This is a genomic window from Jeotgalicoccus marinus DSM 19772 (genome assembly GCF_000425825.1).
Lineage (GTDB): Bacteria > Bacillota > Bacilli > Staphylococcales > Salinicoccaceae > Jeotgalicoccus > Jeotgalicoccus marinus.
Genome location: NZ_AUEE01000003.1, coordinates 36,889 through 57,411 on the forward strand (window position 1 = coordinate 36,889; position 20,523 = coordinate 57,411).

Consider the following 20,523-nt stretch of genomic DNA (forward strand, 5'->3'; position numbering starts at 1 on the left):
AATACATACATGGTTTACTTTGCTTAGAAAAGGAACAAGATGAATGAAAATCACTTTTAAAAGAGATCCATCGCTCAAGAAAGACGAAGTCGAAATCCGCGCTCAAGCAGATAGTCCTGAAATCCAATCATTAATAAGAGAACTATCAAAGCGTATATCCAAAAAGGTAAAGGGTCGATATAATGATGAGATTTCCCTCATAGATCTCTTCGATATTTATAGTTTCAGAATTGAGGACAGAAGGCTGTATGCATGTACAATCCATAAAAAGTATGCAATACAAGCGAAGTTATATGAGGTTGAGGCTTTATCAACACACAATTTTATTCAAATATCAAAATCTGAAGTCATCAACATCGATTTTATTCACCATCTTGAGTTAGGTAAAAATGGCATCATCAAAATCATCTTTACCAACAACGATTTCACTCATTCTTCTAGACGATACTTAAAACAGATTAAGGAGCAGTTGAATTTATGAAAAGAGCATTGATGGGTATTTTAATTGGCTTATCTTCAGGACTTGTTATTTCAATTATATTTTCTTTAATATTTGATGACGGTCAGTATCACCCTGTTTCACCCGAATCTACTTTTGGTGATTATTACTTCAGTCATTTTACAGAATTACAAACTGTCATGATCGCCGCACTTGTATGGGCATGCATTGGAATAACCTTTAGTTTAGGCACCTATATTTTTACTCATACAGACCTCACCATTGTAAAAACAACAGCCATACACTTTTTAACTATGTTACTCATATTTTTTCCACTTGCAGTCCTTGCGGGATGGTTTCCGCTTAAACTCTCGGCTTTAATAATCTTCTTCGTGATTTTCATTGTTGTTTATATCATTATTTGGTCGATTATTAGAAGAAGAACGAAAAGAAATATAGCAGAGATTAATTATAAGTTAGGAAGAAAGTAAATGATCAACGAAGGTCGATATACTGCGGTACAACAGGATAATATCACAGTATTTTTGATTGGTATGCGTATCAACAAGTGGTACAAGGTCAACAAATGGTTACCTGTGTTCTTGACGATGCCGCCGATGATGAAAGAGTTGAGTCAAATTTCTCTGAATGTGCCGTCTTAAGTGAATAATACTCTGTGATTTACAATACTGCAAAACGTACTCTACATATCCGGAGCTGTCCAATCTTTATATGCATCATAAAAAGACCGCCAAATCAGCGGTCAGCATAAAACTTTACAGTATAACTGAAAAAGCTATTCTCTTTTTTTGAACCTGTCTCCAGTATTAATATATATAATCATATATACAACGATGCACAAAAATAAAATAAGACCTGTATAGAACAACCCATTCATTTCAAATGCTATACTGAAAATCCAGAACAACATACTAAATGATAAGACAAACATCATTTTCCCCATAAACTTAGTTAGTCTGGCGGTATCATACTTCTCTTTTTCCTCTGGTGACATCATATTATAACCGGCTATAAAGGAAGAACCTTTACCATTTAAAAGTAAAATCCCCAATATAATAAACAATACAATGACACCAGCTATTATCAGCAATGCAATAATGTTATCTCCCACCGTGTACCCCCTTTGCATATAGTTGCTAGTAAACTATCCGGTCTTTCAGATAATGATTATATTTTTGCATTGTCACAATTCAGCTGTTAGATTCAATGGTATCAAACCTTTTTATAAATATCGAACTTTATATTTAAATTATTTGTCTGCTACTTGTATGTGACGTGTATGCTACGTGTGAATTTCCCCCTGTTTTTAAAGCACCGCATATACAGTAAAATCCCCCAACCACACGTGGTTGAGGGATTTGTAAGTGTTGATTTATTAACGTTTTGAGAAATATTAAGTTTAATTTCATATATACTCAATCGAGCTCAATCAAGCAATATCAATACTTCACTAATTTACAAATAGATAAAGATTGATTGACATTGACTGAAATTGATAGCAATTGAACCAATTTGAACCATAAACTAGATGCTAGTTGAATACTTTTTATCTATTCCCTTTAGCTCTGTTATGCGTGATACATAACATTTCACAATTCGCTTCTTCAGTAGCGCCACCTTTACTCCAAGGAGAGACATGGTCTGCTTCCATTTGCTTATAACTCCATATTTTACTTCTATTATTATTACTTCCAACAGCGCATAATGGGCAGTTTGACACTTCTTTCTTTTTAGCTTCATCAGTTTGCTTCTTATACACTTTTCTTTTAATTGGTTCATTAAAAACACGAACATTTAAATGTCGTGCATCAATAGATCCTTCAAGTATATATTCATATATTCCCTTTTTATTTTGTACAAACGGATCTGACAATAGTTCATTCACCTGTTTAGAAACTTCATTTGGTGAATATGATTTAGTATAATATTTATCATATAACCTGCCCCATTCCAGACCTCTCATTGAAGTATCCACATCTAAAAACACGGTAGAAATCCAATCAATAACACTATTAAAATAAGTTTTCATTTCCTCAATATTATTTTCAAATCTATTTTTGCTCATATACTCCTCTATATTATCTTTTGACACCCATCTTAATGCAGTTTCTAAATAAGACTGTCTATTCACTTCTCCCTTAATATACGCACTCCATTTTTGTACATTAGCATTTCTAGTGTTACTAAATTCTTCACGAGCTAAAGTTACAAATGGTCCTGAGTAAATAGAGTTCAATAGCTCTTGGTTATTCAATGGTACTCCTACAATATTAATTGTCTTAAACCATTCTCTTATTTCACTTTCCTCTCCTTCACATACATAGATTGTTAATTTCGACTCTAAAATTACTTTCTTTAAATTTTCTGGAAGACTAGTAAAATAATTTGGTATTTTATTGTCATCCATGATTGCAAATTTATCAGTTACAAATCTCCCAAAACTAGTAATTCTCTGCTGTCCATCTAATACCTCATACGTTCCTTCTTTTGTCTTAACAAAATATATCAAACCTAAGGGATATCCCATTAAAAGTGAGTCAATAACAGCGACATCCTTTTTGCCGTCTGCATAGATATAATTTCTTTGATACTCAGGTTGGATAACTAACTTTCCTCCCCAACCAAATAAACCTCTACCTTCAAATTCATTGTATACGAAACCTTCACATATATCTTTAACGGTCACATCTGTCAATAAAGTCGTTTCCATTAATCTCGCCTACCTTTTCTTTATTAAAATACGTGCGTATGGCGCAATTAAAAAACCTTCAATATTATCAGCAGTATAATATGCTCCTTTTGCCGGTTTATCATTAACAGCATAAGCTAATACCCTATTTAACATGCCAGCATTAGATATTTTGCCACTTTGTGTATAATGTTTTGGATTTTCAAATTCTAAATTAGGTGTGAAATGGTCTCTACCATTACCTAATCCTATGATTTCATATACATCTGGATTATATTTACCCAACCACGTAATTGGAACACCACATATCCCGTCATAATCAGATGGAATAGCTTCACTATAAGCTACTTCAATTGCATCATAATTAGCATACTTTGGATAACCTTGTTCTTTAATCTTTTTATGTCTACTAAATTTCAGGTTATCTGCCATTGTCATTAATGTAATCTCTTCATGTCTCTTTCCATGATCTATATTAGTTAACCACAAACAATTATTTGTAGCCACAATTCTTTGACCCTCTGAATTCACCTTGGCTTCAGTTCCATATAAATCATAATCTGGTGGGACAATAAAACCACTAATCCATCTTCCCATTCCCGTACCTAACCAAAATTCATTATTTTTAATTCTAGGGAATACCTCACTATATGAAATACAGTTTATAGAACCAATAATTGCAAAACTTTTTTTAGCTTCCATAACCCATTCTAAAAATTCTCGAAATAATGAAAATGGCGGATTAGTTATTACTACATCACTATTATCTCGCAGTTTTCTGACTTCCTCACTTCTAAAGTCCCCATCTCCCTCGAGATAATCCCATTTAAGATCATTAATATCTACCTGTTTATTTTGTCTTGTCAAAGTAAAAATCTTCCCTCTACTGTTGGTTTTATCTTCATCAAAATATGGGGATTGCGTTTCAAATAATGATAATTGTAATGGTTTATCGTAATTCTTTTTATCTTGTGCATAACTAGTAGATATTAACTTTTTTAAACCAAGACGTTCAAAATTTTGTGCAAAATATTTTGTGAAATTAGACCAATCTGGATCGTCACACGGTAATAATATTACTTTATTTCTAAATACATCTGGGTTGTACTCCAAATATGCATTCATTTCTTTTTCAATATCTATAAACTGAGTATAAAATTCATCTTGTTTACTCTGCTTGGCTTTCAGCAAACTCGCTCTATTTCTCGCCATTTATATCATCCTTTTCAAAATACATATTTTCTTATATTATAGCTTATAAATAGTTTTTATAGAGATTTAAACGTCTACTATATAGTTAACATTTAAGTAATCAAATAATTATATCTATAGTCGTATTCTTGTCCTCTTTAATCTCATTATCCCATTTATAATACCTTCAGTCTAATTACTTTTTTAATATTTAAAATAGTCTATAGCTACTCCTCAATTTCAAAGTAATAAATACTTTCTGGCGAACGACTATCTTTAACTTCGTCATATTCTTTTATCATATCTTCGAATAATTTTCTCTGTCTGATTTCTTGTTCAATTACATATAACTTCATTTTTAGCTCATCGGTCGAATCATCTTTTATATTCTTAAAGTACTTACTTTGTTGGATTTCGAATTCTACTTCTTCGATTACTCCATTAGCTTCTGCAAAATAATAATCTTTAACGACTTTAGGAACCCTTCTGCCTTCAAATTGAATAGTATTTTTTTCAAATTCAGCTTGTAATAAATTATTTATCTTTTTATCTTTAAGCATATTTAGAATTCCTTTTTCTTCGTATTTCATTGATGTTTGAGCCCCTGTAATTTTGATTATTGTATCGCGTTCTTCATCTGTGATAGGAACTCTATTATGTTTCTCTCTATACTTACGATCTATGTAACTGTCGATATATCGCTTCATGTATCTTCGTATAGTTACATGTTTTCCTTTATCATTTTTATCTAATGAATTAAGAACTTTTCGTGAGTATTCATCTGTAATATAGCCTGTATGTTTATCGAATAACTCTAAAACTTGCTGTGCATCTATCATTTTCATACTGTCACCTCTTAAATATATAATATCAAAAAGCAATAAGTGTCTCAATTAATCTTGAGACACTTATTGCTTTTAAAAGCTGTTATCATTGTATTTGTAAATGATTCCTGCAGGTTATTTTACAATTTAAATAAAAGTGTCTCAAAGAGGTGAGTTATTAACATGAAAAGATTAAGACAATTTAACACGTTTGATTGCGAAGCGTTTTTCAAAGACAAAGATGTACGTATAATGGCTCAAGAACCATGGAATGAATATGAAGATGGCAAAGTAATTAAACAATTAGGTACTAAAATCAAGTGCGTGATTGCCACAGACAACACAGATTATGGTGGAACAGATGTAGAACCAGATTTAAACGCTGGTGAGCAAGTTGACGTAAAGATTCCATTACCACTAAAGGATTTTAAAAAGTTCAGTCGTATCACGTTCGTAAAACCCAGTGCAAGTGTATACGGAACATTCCAATCTGAACTTAGCCTTAAAGCAGATGATGTAGAGATTCATCCACCTAAGTAATTCACTCATTTTCCGCCCTGTCAAAAATGGGGCGGAATTTAAGAATAGGAGAGTAACAATTATGAAACGGACTTACAGAATGCAACGAGGGATAATCTCATTACTCTTAATCATGATATTTATATTCATATGGATGTTTTTTCATTTCATTTATCCAACTATTACTGAAAAAATACCATTTTATGATTTCCCAACAATTAATACTAAACTATTTTTACTCCCCGTATATTTTATTATATTAGTTTTGATCATTAGCTGGTCTATTCGTAATAAGTTATGGTTAGGTATATTTTTTGCATTCAATTATTACAGCATGACAAGAAGACTAAGAAAACATATAAAAGATGCACGTTTTGAAGATGAACATGAATTCGATAATCATTTAGTTAAGTTACCAAAAATAAAAATATTATTCGATTCAAATCACTCACGGGCAACAGGGAGAATACTGATTAAAAACTCTATTAAATTCGATAAAAAATTAGAGAATATACGAATAGATTCTGCCCTCAATGGCTATGTATGTGAACGAAGCTATTTAACACATGATCGTGATTGGTATGTATTTGAATTCTATTCCATTGATTCACATAAACAAATTGAATTCAAAACAAAAGAAGATTATTTAAATTGGACAAACATTACAACAGACGATTATACGTTACGACTAGACGAGCGAACAACTGTACCTTTTCATCACCTCGGACTAGCTGGACAAACCGGCTCAGGTAAAAGCTTCTTCATCCAAATGCTAGTTGATCAAATTATTTCAAAAGAAACAAACCATGAATTATTTATTATTGATCCTAAGAGAAGCGATGTTTATCAAATGTCGAAACGTATTAATGGTAACGAAAAAACAGCTGACAAAAGAGAAGCAATTAATTTAATAAAAACTTTTCATAAGCGACTGGAAGAACGACAAACCGAACTAGAACCATTTTTTCAAAATAATCATAATAAAACTTACAAGGATGCTGGACTACCTGCTTTAATTCTACTTATCGATGAGTTTGGTGCTTTGAAAGAATCATGGAAATCTTTACCAAAAAAAGAACGAGATACGGTAGAAAATGCATTAACTGATATAGCTTTTATGGGCAGACAAATTGGATGCATTCTTTGGGTATCTACACAACAAATGAATGCACAAACAATATCAACCGATATTCGAGATCAATTAGTCTTAAAAGTAGTGTTAGGACCCAGTGACGAACAAACATATCGAACATTATTTGCTTCAAGTGTAGAAGTACCTCCGGTTCAATTTTCGGCTGGACTTGGAATATTTTCCTATCCAGAATTTGCGAGTGTTGATAAACCAAGAATACTAACTGTCCCCTATTGTAGCTACCTTGAATAACTATTCCTAGCTTTCGCTTAAGGAGTAACTGCACAATGAGTGGAAAGGGGCCCGCCGAAAAGGCGGGAAAGGTTCCACTCCGTGCTTACCTCCTTTAGCAGAGCTGGGGGATTGGTAATCACCCCAGCTCCAGTCAGGAGTACGACCCGTATCTAAAACTAATACAAAAAGCTTTTATATAATTAAAAATTTCCCTAAAGGCTTTTTATAACACAAGGAGTGTATAAAACATGATTAAACCAGATATTGATCAATTTACACTTGTATTACAATCAACTGATGAATTTGACTTCGATGATTGGCGTGATTATGTTGCCAAAAATATGATTAGCACATTTTTAGTAAATTCTAAAATGCACAAGTTATTCGACAACCTAGGTGAGGCCGACATTAAGCTTCCAGAAGGTTATACTGTTGGTTACTCATTCATCAATTCACCATTTTATTTTTGCATTGCTTACCACGAAGCATTTTCAAAAATGGGTGTAATTATTAAATTTTCAGCATACTCATGGCACGAGTATCGAAAGAGATATATAGAAGAATATAATGAACCACTTCATTTACACAACTTTTTCAAGATGATTGAATCAGATGATTATCAGTTTAGACTCTCACGCATCGACATGTGTTGTGATTTTATAAATGAGAATATTAGTATCGCTAAATTAAAACGTTCTATCGAAGAAGGAAGGACTGAATTAAGATATGGTAAATATTAACAGTTATTATAAAAAAGTTATTGATGATAACAAAGAAAAACCATATAAAAAGAATAATTCCAAAGTGACAGATGTATCTAAGGACTTTCAGTCACAAACAATATATATAGGTGCTAAAAGTCGCAATACTAAAGTACATCTACGTATTTATGACAAGAAGGAGGAACAACTATCATGAAGCATATGCGCCATATTGCTAAAGAAGTAGATAATTGGACACGCGTTGAAGCCGAATATTCTGGTGATTATGCACATCAGTTAACTGAAGCAATAAAACAATGCAATACAGATAAACAACTTAAAAATGTGATTATAAGTTCCATAATTGATCGATATATGTTCTTTTATGTTAAATCGAATCGTCCACATAAACTTACAAAGTTAATGCTTGACTTATTAGACGAGAAAGATTTTCAGTTTGAATCTCCTTCCCCTAGAAATAATTTATTAGATCAGTCTATAGACCACTTAATTAAGGGTTCAGGCCTTTTTCCAACATTGTGGAAAGTTCAGCAAATTTGGGGTGATGGGACAGCAAGAGAATTATTAGACTATTTCTATATAAAGTACCATGAAGAATTCGAACCAAATGACGACCATATATCCTGGATAAACAAATACAAGGGTATTTATCAATTAGAAGGTAAGCCTTGGGAAAGGAAGTTATAAAATGAATACTGATTCAAGGGAGATGATCCTACATGAGTACTAACAAGACTAAAAAGGAATTTCCATATCTTTTAACTAGAGAACAAGCATCAGAATTTCTCGGTATAGACCCAATCTCTTTCGATAAATATATACGACCACACGATGATCTAGAACGATTTATGATTGGTCGGCGTGAACGGTACACTATGAAAGCTTTAATGCACTTTATAGAAAAACACACTGTTTAAGTAATCTCGGTTGAAAAGGTGCTAGCTTCGGAATACAATACAGATGTATTCAGCTAGCATCTATCAACTACTTTAATGAAAGGGATTGATAGTGTGGCTAGTATTATAAAAAGAGGTAACTCATATAGAGCACAAATTTCACTATACAGCTTTGGGAGACACAAGAAGCTTACGAAAACATTCTCTACAAAGAAAGAAGCAAGACTTTGGTCTTTAGAGATGGAATTGGCAAAAGGCGAAGGTAAAGAACTCGCTCACAGAACAACCACCTTTGCAAATTTCTTTGAGAATTGGATTTATCTAGTTAAAATCAACGATGTTAAAGAGACGACATTTCAAAATTATATTCGTACTCTAGGAATTATCAAGAACTTGTTCCAAGATATCCAATTGAAAGATTTAAATGATATAGTTGTTCAGAAGAAGATTGATGAATATGCCAAATCACATTCTCGAAAGACTACCCATGAAGTTCTTCTTAAAATAAAGACCGCATTACGCGATGCATACGCTCGTGGTTATATTACAAATGATTTTGCTCATTTGGTAAAAACACGGGGAGAAGACCCTCCTAAGCGAAACAAAGCTTTATCTATTACTGATTTTAAGAAGCTTCGTAGTCATGTTTTAAGCCATCCAGAAGAAGAATTTAACCTGCTGGTATTACTTGCTTTGGAAACAGGCATGCGTCGTGGTGAGCTGTTAGCAATACGCCCAGAGAACTTATTTGAATATGGTGTAGAAGTAAGGCACTCAATCAGTCCGACTTCTGATGATACCTCTCTAAAGACACAAAATGCAAAGCGTGATGTTTCCATCAACAAAGAAGTCTATGATCTGATTCGAAAAATACCAGTGAAAGATACAGGGTATATCTTTAATTCCTCAGGCTTTAAACAATCTGAACTACTAAACCAACTTCTAAAAGAACTAGACATCAAGAAGACTACTTTTCATGGTCTAAGAGATACACATGCCTCATTCTTGTTTGCTCAAGATATAGATATTGCTTATGTATCAAAGCGCCTAGGTCATATCAATATCCAAACAACTCAAAATTATTATCTGGAATTGATGCCAGAAAAAAAGCACCGACAAGATGCCGATGCTTTAAAACTATTAAATACTTTATAGACTTAACGTCGATTTGAACCAATTTGAACCAAAAAAGTCCACTGAACGTTGATATATAAAGGTTTTTCTTAACGTTTTGAGAACTGTGGAGAACGACGAGCCTTTTTAAGACCTGGTTTCTTACGTTCTTTCATACGTGGGTCACGTGTTAATAGTCCAGCTCTTTTCAGTGCTGAACGGTGTTCTGGATCTGCTTCTAGTAAAGCTCTTGCAATACCATGACGGATTGCTTGTGCTTGACCAGTAAATCCACCACCGTGAACATTTACTAATACATCATAGTTACCTGCAGTTTCAGTTACTGCAAATGGTTGACTTAAATCTAAGATTAAACTTTCAAATGGAAGATAATCTCTCATGTCGCGTCCGTTTACTGTTACGTTACCTTCACCTGGTACTAAACGTACGCGTGCTACTGAATGCTTACGACGACCAGTTCCTAAATATTCTACTTTAGCCAAATGTTTTCCCTCCTAATCCTTAACCACGTAACTCGTAGTTTTCAGGTTGTTGTGCTACGTGTGGGTGATCTGCTCCACCGTATACGAATAATTTCTTACCTTGCTTACGTCCAAGTGGATTCTTAGGAAGCATTCCTTTGATAGAAGTTTCCAATAATCTCACAGGGTTGTTCTCTCTTAATTCACCAGCTGTAACAGATTTGATTCCACCTACGTGACCTGAATGTCTGTAGTAAATTTTTTGTGATTCTTTTTTACCAGTTAATTCGATTTCACCAGCATTGATGATGATTACATAGTCACCAGTATCAACGTGTGGTGTGAATGTTGGTTTATGTTTTCCGCGTAATAATGTAGCAACTTCTGTAGAAAGACGGCCGAGTGTTTTACCAGCTGCATCTACAACGAACCATTTACGCTCGATGTTTGACTCATTAGCCATAAACGTTTGACGCATATTATTTCCTCCTAAATCCATTCTATATTTCGTGTTTTTTTAATAGTCGTTTTTGTCTTTTTATATTCATAATCTTAAAAGGTTCCGGGGCCTTATAATCATGGATGGATATAAAAATGTACCGTTAGTTATTATATAATTATCGACCAACAAAGTCAATATGATTAATAGATTTTATATGTCTTCATACCAGACTTTTTCCAAATATAGTCCTTCTGCCGGTGCGGTTTTTGGAATGATTGTTCGATCTTTCGCCTTCAGCATATTCAAAGTATCCGCTTCTCTTTTACCCTTACCGACTTCAAGTAGATAGGCCACGATAATTCTGACCATATTATATAGAAAACCAGTGCCGGTAATGACGATATCAATGCCGTCTGTTGTTTCTTCAATGTCGAGTTGTTTAATCTCTCTTACCTTATTTTTAATCTCCGCTTTCGCACTGGAGAATGTGGTGAAGTCATGCACTCCAACAAAGGGTGCTGCTGCACCTCTAATCTTTTCTAAATTTAAGGTATCCATACAATGGGTCTTCAACCCTGCATAGAAAGGGTTCTTATTGCCAGTATAAATTTTGTAGCGATAGGTTTTTCCCTTGGCATTAAATCTCGAATGAAAGTCGTCATCAACGATATCTACTTTTTTAATATAAATATCGTCTGGCATAGATCTATTCAAAATAAATTGCCACTTATCTCGTGGTAAATCGATTGTCGTATCAAAGTGAATATATTGATCTATGGCATGCACACCACTATCGGTTCTAGAAGCACCGTGTAGTCTAGTATGTGTCTTATGCATGCGTTTGAGTTGTTTTTCTATAGTGCCTTGGACCGTGCGGTAATCATGTTGATACTGAAAACCACTAAAGTTTTGACCGTTATAAGAAATGTTTGCTCTTACTCTCATTTTATTCACTGCCTTACCCATAATAATATCAATCCTAATATCAAGAGAATGATAATAGCAATCGTATCTTTTAACTGCCAGTTTAATACTCTGTAGTGTGTTCGTCCTTCTTCACCCTTGTAGCCTCTCACTTCCATAGCAACTGCCATCTCATCTGCACGTTTAAAGGCAGACATGAATAAGGGAATGAATATCGGCACTAAGGCTGTGATTCTTGATTTTAGACTTCCCGTCATAAAAGTAGACCCACGGGCACTTTGTGCTTTAATGATTTTCTCTGTTTCATCCATTAGAGTTGGAATGAAACGTAATGAGATGGACATCATCATGGCGATTTCATGAACAGGTATCTTAACTGCTTTTAACGATTTACATAGTTTTTCTATGGCATCTGTTAATTCTATTGGACTCGTCGTTAAAGTCATCAGTGTAGTGATAACCACTAGTAGTGCAAGTCGAATTGTAATATAAATCCCGGTAATCAGACCGTTGGATTCAATCGTAAAGAAGCCACCTTCAACAAGTATAGTACCACCCTTGGTTAAGAATATATGCATCAAGAAGGTGAATATCAACAGTATCAAAACGAGTTTTAAACCATTGAAGAGGAAGCGTACTGATAAGCCAGCAAGCTTAGTCACAGCCAGTACAAAAAGTATGAGCATGCCGTACCCTAACCAATCATTTGCAAAGAATACAATAATCATAAAAAGAATAACTGAAATCAACTTAGCCCTAGGATCTAAGTGGTGAATCACACTCTCACCAGGAGTATACCGACCAAGTAACATTGAACTAAGCATGACTATCCCTCCACTCTTTATAGAGAGAAATAAAGTCCTTAGTATTTAAAGGGATTTCTTTAAGATATACCCCTTTTTTCTCGAGGTCCTTAGTCAATCTAATAATATGTGGTATTTCAAGATTGTAAGCTGTCATAAAGCTTTCATCGGTTAAAATATCTGTCGTTTTTCCTTCTCTAACTAGTTCTCCTTGATCCATCACCTTAACGGCATCTGTATACTCTAATACATCATCCATATCGTGCGTTATCAAAATAACAGTCACATCAATCTTGTTGAAGACATCGTTAAATAATCGCATTGTCTCATCATGACTCACCGGGTCTAGGCCGGCTGTAGGTTCATCTAAAATTAGAATATCTGGTTCCATAGAGAGAATTCCCGCAATCGCTACTTTTCTCATCTGTCCACCAGATAATTCAAACGGACTACGCTCATAGAGTGTTTCTGGTACGCGGAGGAGTTCTAAGTATTGAAGTGCCTTTTCTCTTGCTTCTTCTTCACTCGCTCCCATATTCATCGGTCCAAACATGACATCTTTTAAGACTGTACTTTCAAACAATTGATGCTCCGGAAACTGAAACACCATACCCACTTTCATTTTAGCTTCATGAATTACCTTTTGCTTGGTCTTCTTAGAAAGCTTAATGCCATCAACATTTAAGTCACCTGTTGTCGGTAAAATCAAACCATTCATTGTTTGAATTAAAGTCGACTTACCACTACCTGTATGACCAATTAATCCATAGAACTTACCTTTTTCAAAAGACGTTTCAATCTGTTTTAAAGCTCTGAACTCAAATGGGGATTTCGGATTATATACTACACTCACTTTATGAAAATCTATAATCATAGGCGGTCCACCAACATTTCATGCGTCAGGTAAGTCCCATCTAAAAGTGCTTCTGATAGTTCCATTGTATAAGGCACCTTCAGGTTGCTTTCTTTTAGCAGCTCTTTGTCCCTGTAGATTTCATCAATGCTACCCTCAGCAACTGCTTTTCCTTGGTTCATAACAACGACCTTGTCACTTCTATAAATTTCAGTCAGATCATGGGTGATATATATAATGGTCGTCTCCAACCGTTCATGTAAATCACAAAGTATGCTCAGCACTTCTTGTCTGCCTTTTGGATCTAACATAGAAGTTGCCTCATCAAGGATGAGGACCTCAGGTTTCATAGCCAAGGCTCCCGCGATCGCAATTCTTTGTTTTTGACCACCCGATAAACGATGTGGTTCATGTTTTTTAAAATCAAGCATGTCAACTAACTTTAAGGCATAGTCTGTTCGTTCAATCATTTCTTCTCTTTCTATGCCCATATTCTCTAAACCAAAAGCGACATCATCTTCCACTGTCGCACCAACAAATTGATTATCAGGATTCTGAAACACAATTGCAAAACGACTACGCAAGTCTTTCATATTATCATTATTTAACTGTTTACCATCTATATATATGTTGCCTTCATAGGACTCTGTAATCCCCATCAGGACTTTAACAAGCGAACTTTTACCAGAACCATTATGCCCGATAATCGATGTCCACTTTCCTTTTTCAAAGTTAATGGAGATATGATCAAGAGCATATGCTTCTTCTTCTCTATACTTAAAAGCGACATTCTCTAGTTTAATCATATCTCCACTCCTTTAAAAATTTATGTAAAAAAAGCGCGTACCCTGCAATAAGAGTCGCGCACTGATTATTTACTGCAGGATACGTCGAGCTAGACGAAAGAGCCCTGATGGGCTCATCATCATAACACTCACTCTGCTTTTAAGAATTTACGCTTCTTCAGTTGTAACTGGAGCGCCTTCTACGAATTCAATAATTACAAGTTCAGCTCCGTCACCGCGACGGCTACCAAGTTTCTTAATGCTTGTATAACCACCTTGACGATCAGCAAAACGTGGAGCGATATCTTCAAATAACTTTTGAAGTGCATAACTTGTTGAACCATCTTCATTGATGATTTCTACGTTGCGTACAGTTTGACCAGCACGTCTTTTAGCTGCTAAGTCGCCTTTTTTACCAAGTGTAACAAGACGGTCAGCTAATTTACGAAGTTCTTTAGCACGGTCTTCAGTTGTAGTGATTCTTTCACTAACGATTAAAGACGTCGCTAAGTCGCGTAACATTGATTTTCTTTGGTCAGATGTACGTCCAAGTTTTCTGTAACCCATTATTTCTCCTCCTTTATGACTAGTCTTCTTTCTGTAGACCTAAGCCTAAGTCTTCAAGTTTAAATTTAACTTCTTCAAGTGACTTACGTCCTAAGTTACGTACTTTCATCATATCAGCTTCTGTTTTATCAGTGAGTTCCTGAACAGAGTTGATACCAGCACGTTTTAGACAGTTGTATGAGCGTACTGACAAGTCAAGCTCTTCAATTGACATCTCAAGTACTTTTTCTTTCTGATTTTCTTCTTTTTCGATCATGATTTCAGCATTTTGAGCTTCATCAGTCAGACCAACAAAGATGTTTAAGTGTTCAGTTAGAATTTTAGCACCTAATGATACAGCTTCTTGAGGCGTAATTGAACCATCTGTCCATACGTCTAAAGTAAGTTTATCGAAGTTTGTACTTTGTCCTACACGTGTATTTTCAACCGTATAATTCGCACGTTCTATCGGTGTGTAGATAGAGTCGATTGGAATTACACCAATTGGCATGTCAGCTTTATTGTTGCCATCTGCAAGTGTGTAACCTCTACCACTATCAGCAGTCATGCGTAATTTCAAGCTTCCACCTTTAGATACTGTTGCAATCTTAAGATCTCTGTTTAAAATTTCAACATCACTATCATGAGTGATATCAGCTGCAGTAACGACACCTTCACCGCTGAAATCAATTTCTAAAGTTTTCTCATCTTCAGAGTAGATTTTCAGTGCCAGGCTCTTGATGTTGGTAATAATTGTAGTCACGTCTTCAACAACATTGTCGATTGTCGAAAACTCATGAAGTACATTTTCTATTTCAATCGTCTTAACTGCCGCACCTGGTAATGATGATAAAAGAATGCGACGCAAGGAGTTCCCAAGTGTTGTTCCATAACCTCTTTCCAAAGGTTCTACAACAAACTTACCAAACTTAGAATCTTCCGATACTTCTACTGTCTCAATTCTAGGTTTCTCGATTTCGATCATGTGTAACATATCCTCCCTTTAAACGCCGAAAATATTAGAAAATTATATTGTTCCCAACTACTTAAGCGATTAAATAATTATTATACACGGCGGCGTTTAGGTGGACGGCAACCATTGTGTGGAACTGGAGTTACGTCTTTAATAGCTGTAATCTCAAGACCAGCAGATTGAAGTGCTCTGATTGCTGCTTCACGTCCCGCACCAGGACCTTTTACTGTAACTTCTACAGTTTTAAGACCGTGTTCCATCGCTGCTTTAGATGCTGTTTCAGAAGCCATTTGTGCTGCGAAAGGTGTAGATTTTTTAGAACCTTTAAAACCTAAGGCACCAGCAGATGACCATGATAAGGCATTACCGAACTCGTCAGTGATTGTTACGATTGTATTATTAAATGTTGAACGGATATGTGCAATTCCTGCTTCGACATTCTTTTTCACTCTGCGTTTACGACTAGTTTGTTTGCGAGCCATTTGTTATCCTCCTTTACTAAAGTAAGCTATTTATTTCTTCTTGTTCGCTACTGTTTTGATTGGTCCTTTACGTGTTCTTGCATTGTTTTTAGTCTTTTGACCATTAACAGGCAAGCCACGACGGTGACGCATACCTTTGTATGATCCAATTTCCATTAAGCGTTTAACGTTAAGGTTTGTTTCACGGCGTAAGTCACCTTCAACTTTGTAACCATCAACGACTTCACGGATCTTGTTTAATTCATCTTCAGTAAGGTCTTTAACACGAGTACTTTCGTCAACTGAAGCTTCAGCTAAAATTTTAGCAGCTGTGCTTGGTCCAATACCGTATACGTAAGTTAAAGAAATTACAACACGTTTGTCACGTGGTACGTCAACTCCTGCAATACGAGCCATATTTTTGCACCTCCAAATTATATATTAACCTTGTTTTTGTTTGTGTTTAGGGTTTTCACAGATTACCATTACTTTTCCTTTTCTGCGGATAACTTTACATTTCTCACAGATAGGTTTAACTGATGGTCTTACTTTCATGTTTTTTACCTCCTTAGAATATGGAGTCTCTTATTTAAAACGATAAGTGATTCTGCCACGTGTTAAGTCATATGGTGACATTTCAACTGTTACCTTATCACCAGGAAGTATGCGTATATAGTTCATACGAATTTTACCTGATACATGAGCTAAAATCTCATGACCATTTTCTAATTCTACTTTGAACATTGCATTTGGTAAAGTATCAAGCACTGTACCTTCCAGTTCAATTACATCTTGTTTACTCACTTTTTATCCTCCTTATACAGCATTTCAATTCCGTATTCGAAATTTGCTCTAGGTGACGATTCACTACGTCTAATAACGACTCACTCGTATACATATAGACAATAAACATTCACCTAAAGGCTGCGAAGGTGAATATCTCTATAAGTCATTAAGAATTTCATCGATTTCCTCGAATACTTCTTCTATATCTTTTGAGCCATCTACAGTAGACAGAACTCCAAGTTCTTTATAGAAATCTAAAAGCGGTGCTGTTTGTTTAACATTAACTTCAAGACGGTTCTGAACAGTTTCAGGATTATCATCTTCGCGTTGGTAAAGTTTACCGCCATCTAAATCACAGATACCCTCTGTTTTAGGTGGGTTAAACACGAGGTGATAAGTTGCTCCGCAAGTTTCACAGATGCGTCTACCTGTCAGTCTATTCATTAACTCTTCTTCAGGCACCTCGACGTAAATCGTTTGGTCGATCTGAGAACCTAACTCTTCCATAATCTTATTAAGGGCTTCAGCTTGTTCAACAGTTCTTGGGAAACCATCTAACAAGAAGCCACCTTTAGCATCACTTTGAGATAGGCGCTCTTTGACGATACCGATTGTTACTTCGTCAGGAACAAGTTCACCTTGATCCATAAATTCTTTAGCTTGTTTCCCTAAATCCGTCTCGTTTTTAATAGCGAGTCGGAACATGTCTCCCGTAGAGATATGAGGAATTGAATGTTTCTTAATTATCTTGGCAGCTTGAGTGCCTTTACCGGCACCTGGCAAGCCCATAATAATAATATTCATCTATATTTCCTCCTGCTTATCTGCGCTTTCTAAATCCACGATATTCCCTCTGATTCGCTTGTGCTTCGAGTTGTTTCATCGTTTCAAGTGCAACACCGATAACGATGAGTAGACTTGTACCGCCGATTTGAATCGCTTGTGGTAAATCCATAAACTTAGTAATCAACAGTGGCAAGATTGAAATACCTGCTAGGAATAATGAGCCAACAAATACTAATCTATATAGTACTGAAGTGATATAATCCTGAGTATTTTTACCCGGTCGGATACCCGGAATATAGCTACCTTGTTTTTTCAAGTTGTCAGCCATTTTCTCTGGGTTCACTTGCACAAATGAATAGAAGTAAGCAAATGCAATAATTAGAACAACGTAAAAGATCATTCCTACCCAATCAGATGGGTCAGCAAATCTTGCGACAGTCTGTGCCCAGTTAGCATCTGGGAAGAATAGTGTTAACGTCTGTGGCATCATTAAGAATGCCATGGCAAAGATTACCGGGATAACACCTGCTGGATTCACTTTCAATGGTAAGAAAGTTGCTTGTGGTGCAAGCTGTGAACCTGCATTTCTTTGACCTTTTGCGTACTGAATTGGGATTTTACGAATTGCTTGTAAGATAAACACCGCAAAGGCTGTGAGTAATAATAGGAATATTACTAAACCTGCAATTTGCAGAACCGCCATTGTCGTATCCGATGTGCCAGTAAATCTAGACTGGAACAATTGAATCAATGAACTTGGTAAAGCACCAAGTATCCCCGCAAAGATAATGATTGAAATACCATTACCTACACCGTGAGATGTGATTAACTCACCCATCCATAAAAGGAAGGCAGTTCCTGTTGTTAAGATTAATGCGATCAGCAAGTACGATCCAATGTTGTTATTTTCAATAAGTGCGCCTCCGAACATTTGGTTAAATGCGAAAGACATACCAATTGCTTGAATAAAAGCTAAAACGATCGTGAAATACCTTGTAAACTGAGCAAGTTTCTTACGGCCAACTTCGCCCTGTCTTGCCCACTCAGCAAACTTTGGCACTATATCCATCTGTAACAACTGAGTAACAATTGATGCTGTGATATACGGCATAATCCCCATTGCGAGAATAGAGAAGTTACTCAGCGCGCCACCACCGAACGTATTCATTAAGTCCAGGACGCCTCCACTAGAAGCACCCGTGTCAAATACGCTAGGGTCAACGCCTGGAACAGGAATATAAGTTCCTATCTTAAAGATAATCAGCATGGCCAAAGTAAAAAGTATCTTATTACGTATTTCTTTAATTTTAAAGAAATTCGATATCTTGCCGATCATTAGATCACCTCATGAGTTCCGCCTTGTTGCTCAATAGCTTCTTTAGCTGAACTAGAAAATTTGTGCGCTTTTACAGTTAATTTCTTATCAAGGCTACCGTTACCAAGAATTTTAATTCCAGCTTTTTCATTTTTAACAAGACCTGTCTCAACTAAGAGTTCAGGTGTTACTTCTGTACCATTGTCGAAACGGTTTAGTGAATCAACATTGACAACTGCGTATTCTTTACGGTTAATGTTTGTAAAACCGCGTTTAGGAATACTACGGAATAATGGTAATTGACCACCTTCGAAAGTAAGGCTCACTTTACCACCAGAACGTGATTTTTGTCCGTTGTGACCACGACCAGATGTCTTACCGTTACCTGATGACATACCGCGCCCTACTCTGTTACGTTTGTTACGCGCGCCTTCAACTGGTTTAAGTTCGTGTAATTTCATCTTCGCACCTCCTATATCATTTTATCATTAAATTTCTTCTACTGTAACTAAATGACTAACTTTGGCAATCTGACCTCTAAGTTGAGGTGTATCTTCGTGTTCAACAGTTTGATGCATTTTCTTAATACCTAATGACGCAACTGTTTGTCTTTGAGTTTCAGGTTTACCAATAATACTTTTAGTGAGGGTAACTTTCACTTTTGCCATTGACTATTCCCTCCTTAGTTTAGAATCTCTTCTACAGTTTTATCTCTAAGCTTAGCCACTTCTTTAACATCTTTAAGTTCAGTTAAGCCTGTAAGTGTTGCACGAACAACGTTAATTGGTGTATTCGCACCTAATGACTTGCTTAGGATGTCAGTAACACCTGCAAGTTCAAGTACGGCACGTACTGGACCACCAGCGATAACCCCTGTACCAGGAGCAGCAGGTTTCATGAATACGTTACCTGATGAGAAACGACCTTTAATTTCGTGTGGAATTGTACCGTTAACGATAGGTACTTCAATAAGATCTTTCTTCGCAGCTTCGATTGCTTTTTTAATTGCTTCAGGTACCTCTTGGGCTTTACCTGTACCGAAACCTACGCGACCTTTTCTGTCACCAACTACTACTAAAGCTGAGAAACGGAAACGACGTCCACCTTTAACAACTTTTGCGATACGGTTGATTGTCACAACGCGCTCTTCAAATTCTTGTACTTTCTCTTCTTTCTTGTAAGCCATGTTTATTGTCCCTCCTTTTTTATTAGAAATCCAGTCCGTTTTCACGTGCTGCATCAGCTAATGCTTTCACACGTCCATGATATAAATATCCACCACGGTCAAATACTACTTTTTCGAAACCTTTGTCTTTTGCACGAGTTGCAATAAGAGCACCGACTTCTTTAGCTGCTTCCACGTTAGAACCTAGTTCACCTTTGAACTCTGGATCTTGTGTAGATGCGCTTGCAAGTGTAATTTGCGCAGTGTCATCAATTAATTGAGCATAGATATGCTTGTTTGAACGATAAACATTTAAACGTGGTCTTTCAGTTGTGCCTGAAAGCATGTTACGCACGCGGCCATGTCTTTTTTGACGAACTTTATTCTTGTCAATTTTCGCGATCATTGATGGTCACTCCTCA

31 protein-coding genes are annotated in these 20,523 nt (G+C 35.8%); 9 read left to right on the plus strand and 22 right to left on the minus strand.

Going from position 1 to position 20,523, the window contains the following annotated elements; genetic code table 11:
• The first annotated feature begins 43 nt into the window (after positions 1–43).
• Genes H624_RS0100210 through H624_RS12300 form a run of 3 tightly spaced genes read left to right on the plus strand, consistent with a single transcriptional unit; the run spans position 44 to position 1,101 of the window.
• Positions 44–481, plus strand: a complete 438-nt coding sequence (locus tag H624_RS0100210) for a LytTR family DNA-binding domain-containing protein (RefSeq protein ID WP_026865765.1) — start codon at positions 44–46, stop codon at positions 479–481.
• The gene (locus H624_RS0100215) at positions 478–930 is read left to right on the plus strand and encodes a DUF3021 domain-containing protein (RefSeq protein ID WP_026865766.1); all 453 of its coding nucleotides are present in this window, start codon (positions 478–480) and stop codon (positions 928–930) included. Before H624_RS0100210 ends, H624_RS0100215 begins: the two co-directional genes overlap by 4 nt.
• Entirely contained in the window at positions 931–1,101 is a 171-nt protein-coding gene (locus tag H624_RS12300; RefSeq protein ID WP_156889118.1) for a monooxygenase family protein, read from the plus strand.
• Positions 1,102–1,235: 134 nt separating this feature from the next.
• Here H624_RS12300 and H624_RS0100225 read toward each other — a convergent pair whose 3' ends face one another.
• The 4 genes from H624_RS0100225 to H624_RS0100240 all read right to left on the minus strand — a co-directional run bounded on the left by H624_RS0100225 (position 1,236) and on the right by H624_RS0100240 (position 5,185).
• Positions 1,236–1,571, minus strand: a complete 336-nt coding sequence (locus H624_RS0100225) for a DUF3784 domain-containing protein (protein ID WP_245570507.1) — start codon at positions 1,569–1,571, stop codon at positions 1,236–1,238.
• A gap of 435 nt (positions 1,572–2,006) precedes the next feature.
• Positions 2,007–3,170, minus strand: a complete 1,164-nt coding sequence (locus H624_RS0100230; RefSeq protein WP_026865768.1) for a GmrSD restriction endonuclease domain-containing protein — start codon at positions 3,168–3,170, stop codon at positions 2,007–2,009.
• 9 nt (positions 3,171–3,179) lie between these two features.
• Positions 3,180–4,361, minus strand: a complete 1,182-nt coding sequence (locus tag H624_RS0100235) for an adenine-specific methyltransferase EcoRI family protein (protein ID WP_026865769.1) — start codon at positions 4,359–4,361, stop codon at positions 3,180–3,182.
• A gap of 206 nt (positions 4,362–4,567) precedes the next feature.
• Positions 4,568–5,185 (minus strand): hypothetical protein, encoded by a 618-nt coding sequence (locus H624_RS0100240; protein WP_026865770.1) that lies wholly within the window; start codon positions 5,183–5,185, stop codon positions 4,568–4,570.
• A 162-nt stretch (positions 5,186–5,347) separates the two neighbouring features.
• Between H624_RS0100240 and H624_RS0100245 the strand changes: the two genes are divergently transcribed.
• The 6 genes from H624_RS0100245 (at position 5,348) to H624_RS0100275 (ending at position 9,822) form a co-directional block, all read left to right on the plus strand.
• Positions 5,348–5,704, plus strand: a complete 357-nt coding sequence (locus H624_RS0100245) for a hypothetical protein (RefSeq protein WP_035855210.1) — start codon at positions 5,348–5,350, stop codon at positions 5,702–5,704.
• 313 nt (positions 5,705–6,017) lie between these two features.
• Complete coding sequence (locus H624_RS0100250) at positions 6,018–7,067, plus strand: FtsK/SpoIIIE domain-containing protein (protein WP_211220876.1); 1,050 nt, start codon at positions 6,018–6,020, stop codon at positions 7,065–7,067.
• Between the two features lie 230 nt (positions 7,068–7,297).
• Positions 7,298–7,789, plus strand: coding sequence for a hypothetical protein (locus H624_RS0100255; protein ID WP_026865773.1), 492 nt, complete (start codon positions 7,298–7,300; stop codon positions 7,787–7,789).
• A gap of 174 nt (positions 7,790–7,963) precedes the next feature.
• Positions 7,964–8,458: a hypothetical protein gene (locus H624_RS0100265; protein ID WP_026865775.1), complete on the plus strand. Its 495-nt coding sequence runs from the start codon at positions 7,964–7,966 to the stop codon at positions 8,456–8,458.
• 32 nt (positions 8,459–8,490) lie between these two features.
• Positions 8,491–8,688 carry a hypothetical protein gene (locus tag H624_RS0100270; RefSeq protein ID WP_026865776.1) on the plus strand — a complete coding sequence of 66 codons (198 nt, stop codon included), beginning with the start codon at positions 8,491–8,493 and terminating at the stop codon, positions 8,686–8,688.
• A 75-nt stretch (positions 8,689–8,763) separates the two neighbouring features.
• Positions 8,764–9,822: a tyrosine-type recombinase/integrase gene (locus tag H624_RS0100275; RefSeq protein WP_245570509.1), complete on the plus strand. Its 1,059-nt coding sequence runs from the start codon at positions 8,764–8,766 to the stop codon at positions 9,820–9,822.
• Positions 9,823–9,890: 68 nt separating this feature from the next.
• Here the strand turns inward: H624_RS0100275 and rpsI are convergent, their stop codons facing one another.
• From rpsI to rplR, 18 genes are all read right to left on the minus strand, one after another.
• Entirely contained in the window at positions 9,891–10,283 is a 393-nt protein-coding gene (gene rpsI, locus H624_RS0100280) for a 30S ribosomal protein S9 (protein ID WP_026865778.1), read from the minus strand.
• Positions 10,284–10,302: 19 nt separating this feature from the next.
• Positions 10,303–10,740: a 50S ribosomal protein L13 gene (rplM, locus tag H624_RS0100285; protein WP_026865779.1), complete on the minus strand. Its 438-nt coding sequence runs from the start codon at positions 10,738–10,740 to the stop codon at positions 10,303–10,305.
• Positions 10,741–10,914: 174 nt separating this feature from the next.
• On the minus strand, positions 10,915–11,649 hold the full coding sequence (gene truA / locus H624_RS11380; protein ID WP_051220435.1) for a tRNA pseudouridine(38-40) synthase TruA: 735 nt from the start codon (positions 11,647–11,649) through the stop codon (positions 10,915–10,917).
• Positions 11,650–11,654: 5 nt separating this feature from the next.
• Positions 11,655–12,452 carry an energy-coupling factor transporter transmembrane component T family protein gene (locus H624_RS0100295; protein WP_026865780.1) on the minus strand — a complete coding sequence of 266 codons (798 nt, stop codon included), beginning with the start codon at positions 12,450–12,452 and terminating at the stop codon, positions 11,655–11,657.
• Entirely contained in the window at positions 12,445–13,305 is an 861-nt protein-coding gene (locus H624_RS0100300) for an energy-coupling factor transporter ATPase (RefSeq protein WP_026865781.1), read from the minus strand. The genes H624_RS0100295 and H624_RS0100300 overlap by 8 nt, the downstream gene beginning before the upstream one ends.
• A complete protein-coding gene (locus H624_RS0100305) occupies positions 13,302–14,090 on the minus strand; it encodes an energy-coupling factor transporter ATPase (protein ID WP_026865782.1) in 789 nt (262 codons plus the stop codon). The genes H624_RS0100300 and H624_RS0100305 overlap by 4 nt, the downstream gene beginning before the upstream one ends.
• A 147-nt stretch (positions 14,091–14,237) precedes the next feature.
• Positions 14,238–14,636, minus strand: coding sequence for a 50S ribosomal protein L17 (gene rplQ / locus H624_RS0100310; protein WP_026865783.1), 399 nt, complete (start codon positions 14,634–14,636; stop codon positions 14,238–14,240).
• Between the two features lie 19 nt (positions 14,637–14,655).
• Positions 14,656–15,600, minus strand: coding sequence for a DNA-directed RNA polymerase subunit alpha (locus tag H624_RS0100315; protein WP_026865784.1), 945 nt, complete (start codon positions 15,598–15,600; stop codon positions 14,656–14,658).
• Between the two features lie 80 nt (positions 15,601–15,680).
• Positions 15,681–16,070 carry a 30S ribosomal protein S11 gene (gene rpsK / locus H624_RS0100320; RefSeq protein ID WP_026865785.1) on the minus strand — a complete coding sequence of 130 codons (390 nt, stop codon included), beginning with the start codon at positions 16,068–16,070 and terminating at the stop codon, positions 15,681–15,683.
• A gap of 30 nt (positions 16,071–16,100) precedes the next feature.
• Complete coding sequence (gene rpsM, locus H624_RS0100325) at positions 16,101–16,466, minus strand: 30S ribosomal protein S13 (RefSeq protein ID WP_026865786.1); 366 nt, start codon at positions 16,464–16,466, stop codon at positions 16,101–16,103.
• 24 nt (positions 16,467–16,490) lie between these two features.
• Positions 16,491–16,604, minus strand: a complete 114-nt coding sequence (gene rpmJ, locus H624_RS0100330; protein WP_003156543.1) for a 50S ribosomal protein L36 — start codon at positions 16,602–16,604, stop codon at positions 16,491–16,493.
• Positions 16,605–16,634: 30 nt separating this feature from the next.
• A complete protein-coding gene (infA, locus tag H624_RS0100335; RefSeq protein WP_017547668.1) occupies positions 16,635–16,853 on the minus strand; it encodes a translation initiation factor IF-1 in 219 nt (72 codons plus the stop codon).
• A gap of 138 nt (positions 16,854–16,991) precedes the next feature.
• On the minus strand, positions 16,992–17,639 hold the full coding sequence (locus tag H624_RS0100340; RefSeq protein WP_026865787.1) for an adenylate kinase: 648 nt from the start codon (positions 17,637–17,639) through the stop codon (positions 16,992–16,994).
• A 16-nt stretch (positions 17,640–17,655) separates the two neighbouring features.
• Complete coding sequence (secY, locus tag H624_RS0100345) at positions 17,656–18,957, minus strand: preprotein translocase subunit SecY (RefSeq protein ID WP_026865788.1); 1,302 nt, start codon at positions 18,955–18,957, stop codon at positions 17,656–17,658.
• Positions 18,957–19,397: a 50S ribosomal protein L15 gene (rplO, locus tag H624_RS0100350; protein WP_026865789.1), complete on the minus strand. Its 441-nt coding sequence runs from the start codon at positions 19,395–19,397 to the stop codon at positions 18,957–18,959. The genes secY and rplO overlap by 1 nt, the downstream gene beginning before the upstream one ends.
• A 27-nt stretch (positions 19,398–19,424) precedes the next feature.
• A complete protein-coding gene (rpmD, locus tag H624_RS0100355) occupies positions 19,425–19,604 on the minus strand; it encodes a 50S ribosomal protein L30 (protein ID WP_026865790.1) in 180 nt (59 codons plus the stop codon).
• Between the two features lie 14 nt (positions 19,605–19,618).
• Positions 19,619–20,122 carry a 30S ribosomal protein S5 gene (rpsE, locus tag H624_RS0100360; protein ID WP_026865791.1) on the minus strand — a complete coding sequence of 168 codons (504 nt, stop codon included), beginning with the start codon at positions 20,120–20,122 and terminating at the stop codon, positions 19,619–19,621.
• Positions 20,123–20,144: 22 nt separating this feature from the next.
• Positions 20,145–20,507 carry a 50S ribosomal protein L18 gene (gene rplR, locus H624_RS0100365; protein ID WP_026865792.1) on the minus strand — a complete coding sequence of 121 codons (363 nt, stop codon included), beginning with the start codon at positions 20,505–20,507 and terminating at the stop codon, positions 20,145–20,147.
• Between the last annotated feature and the right edge of the window lie 16 nt (positions 20,508–20,523).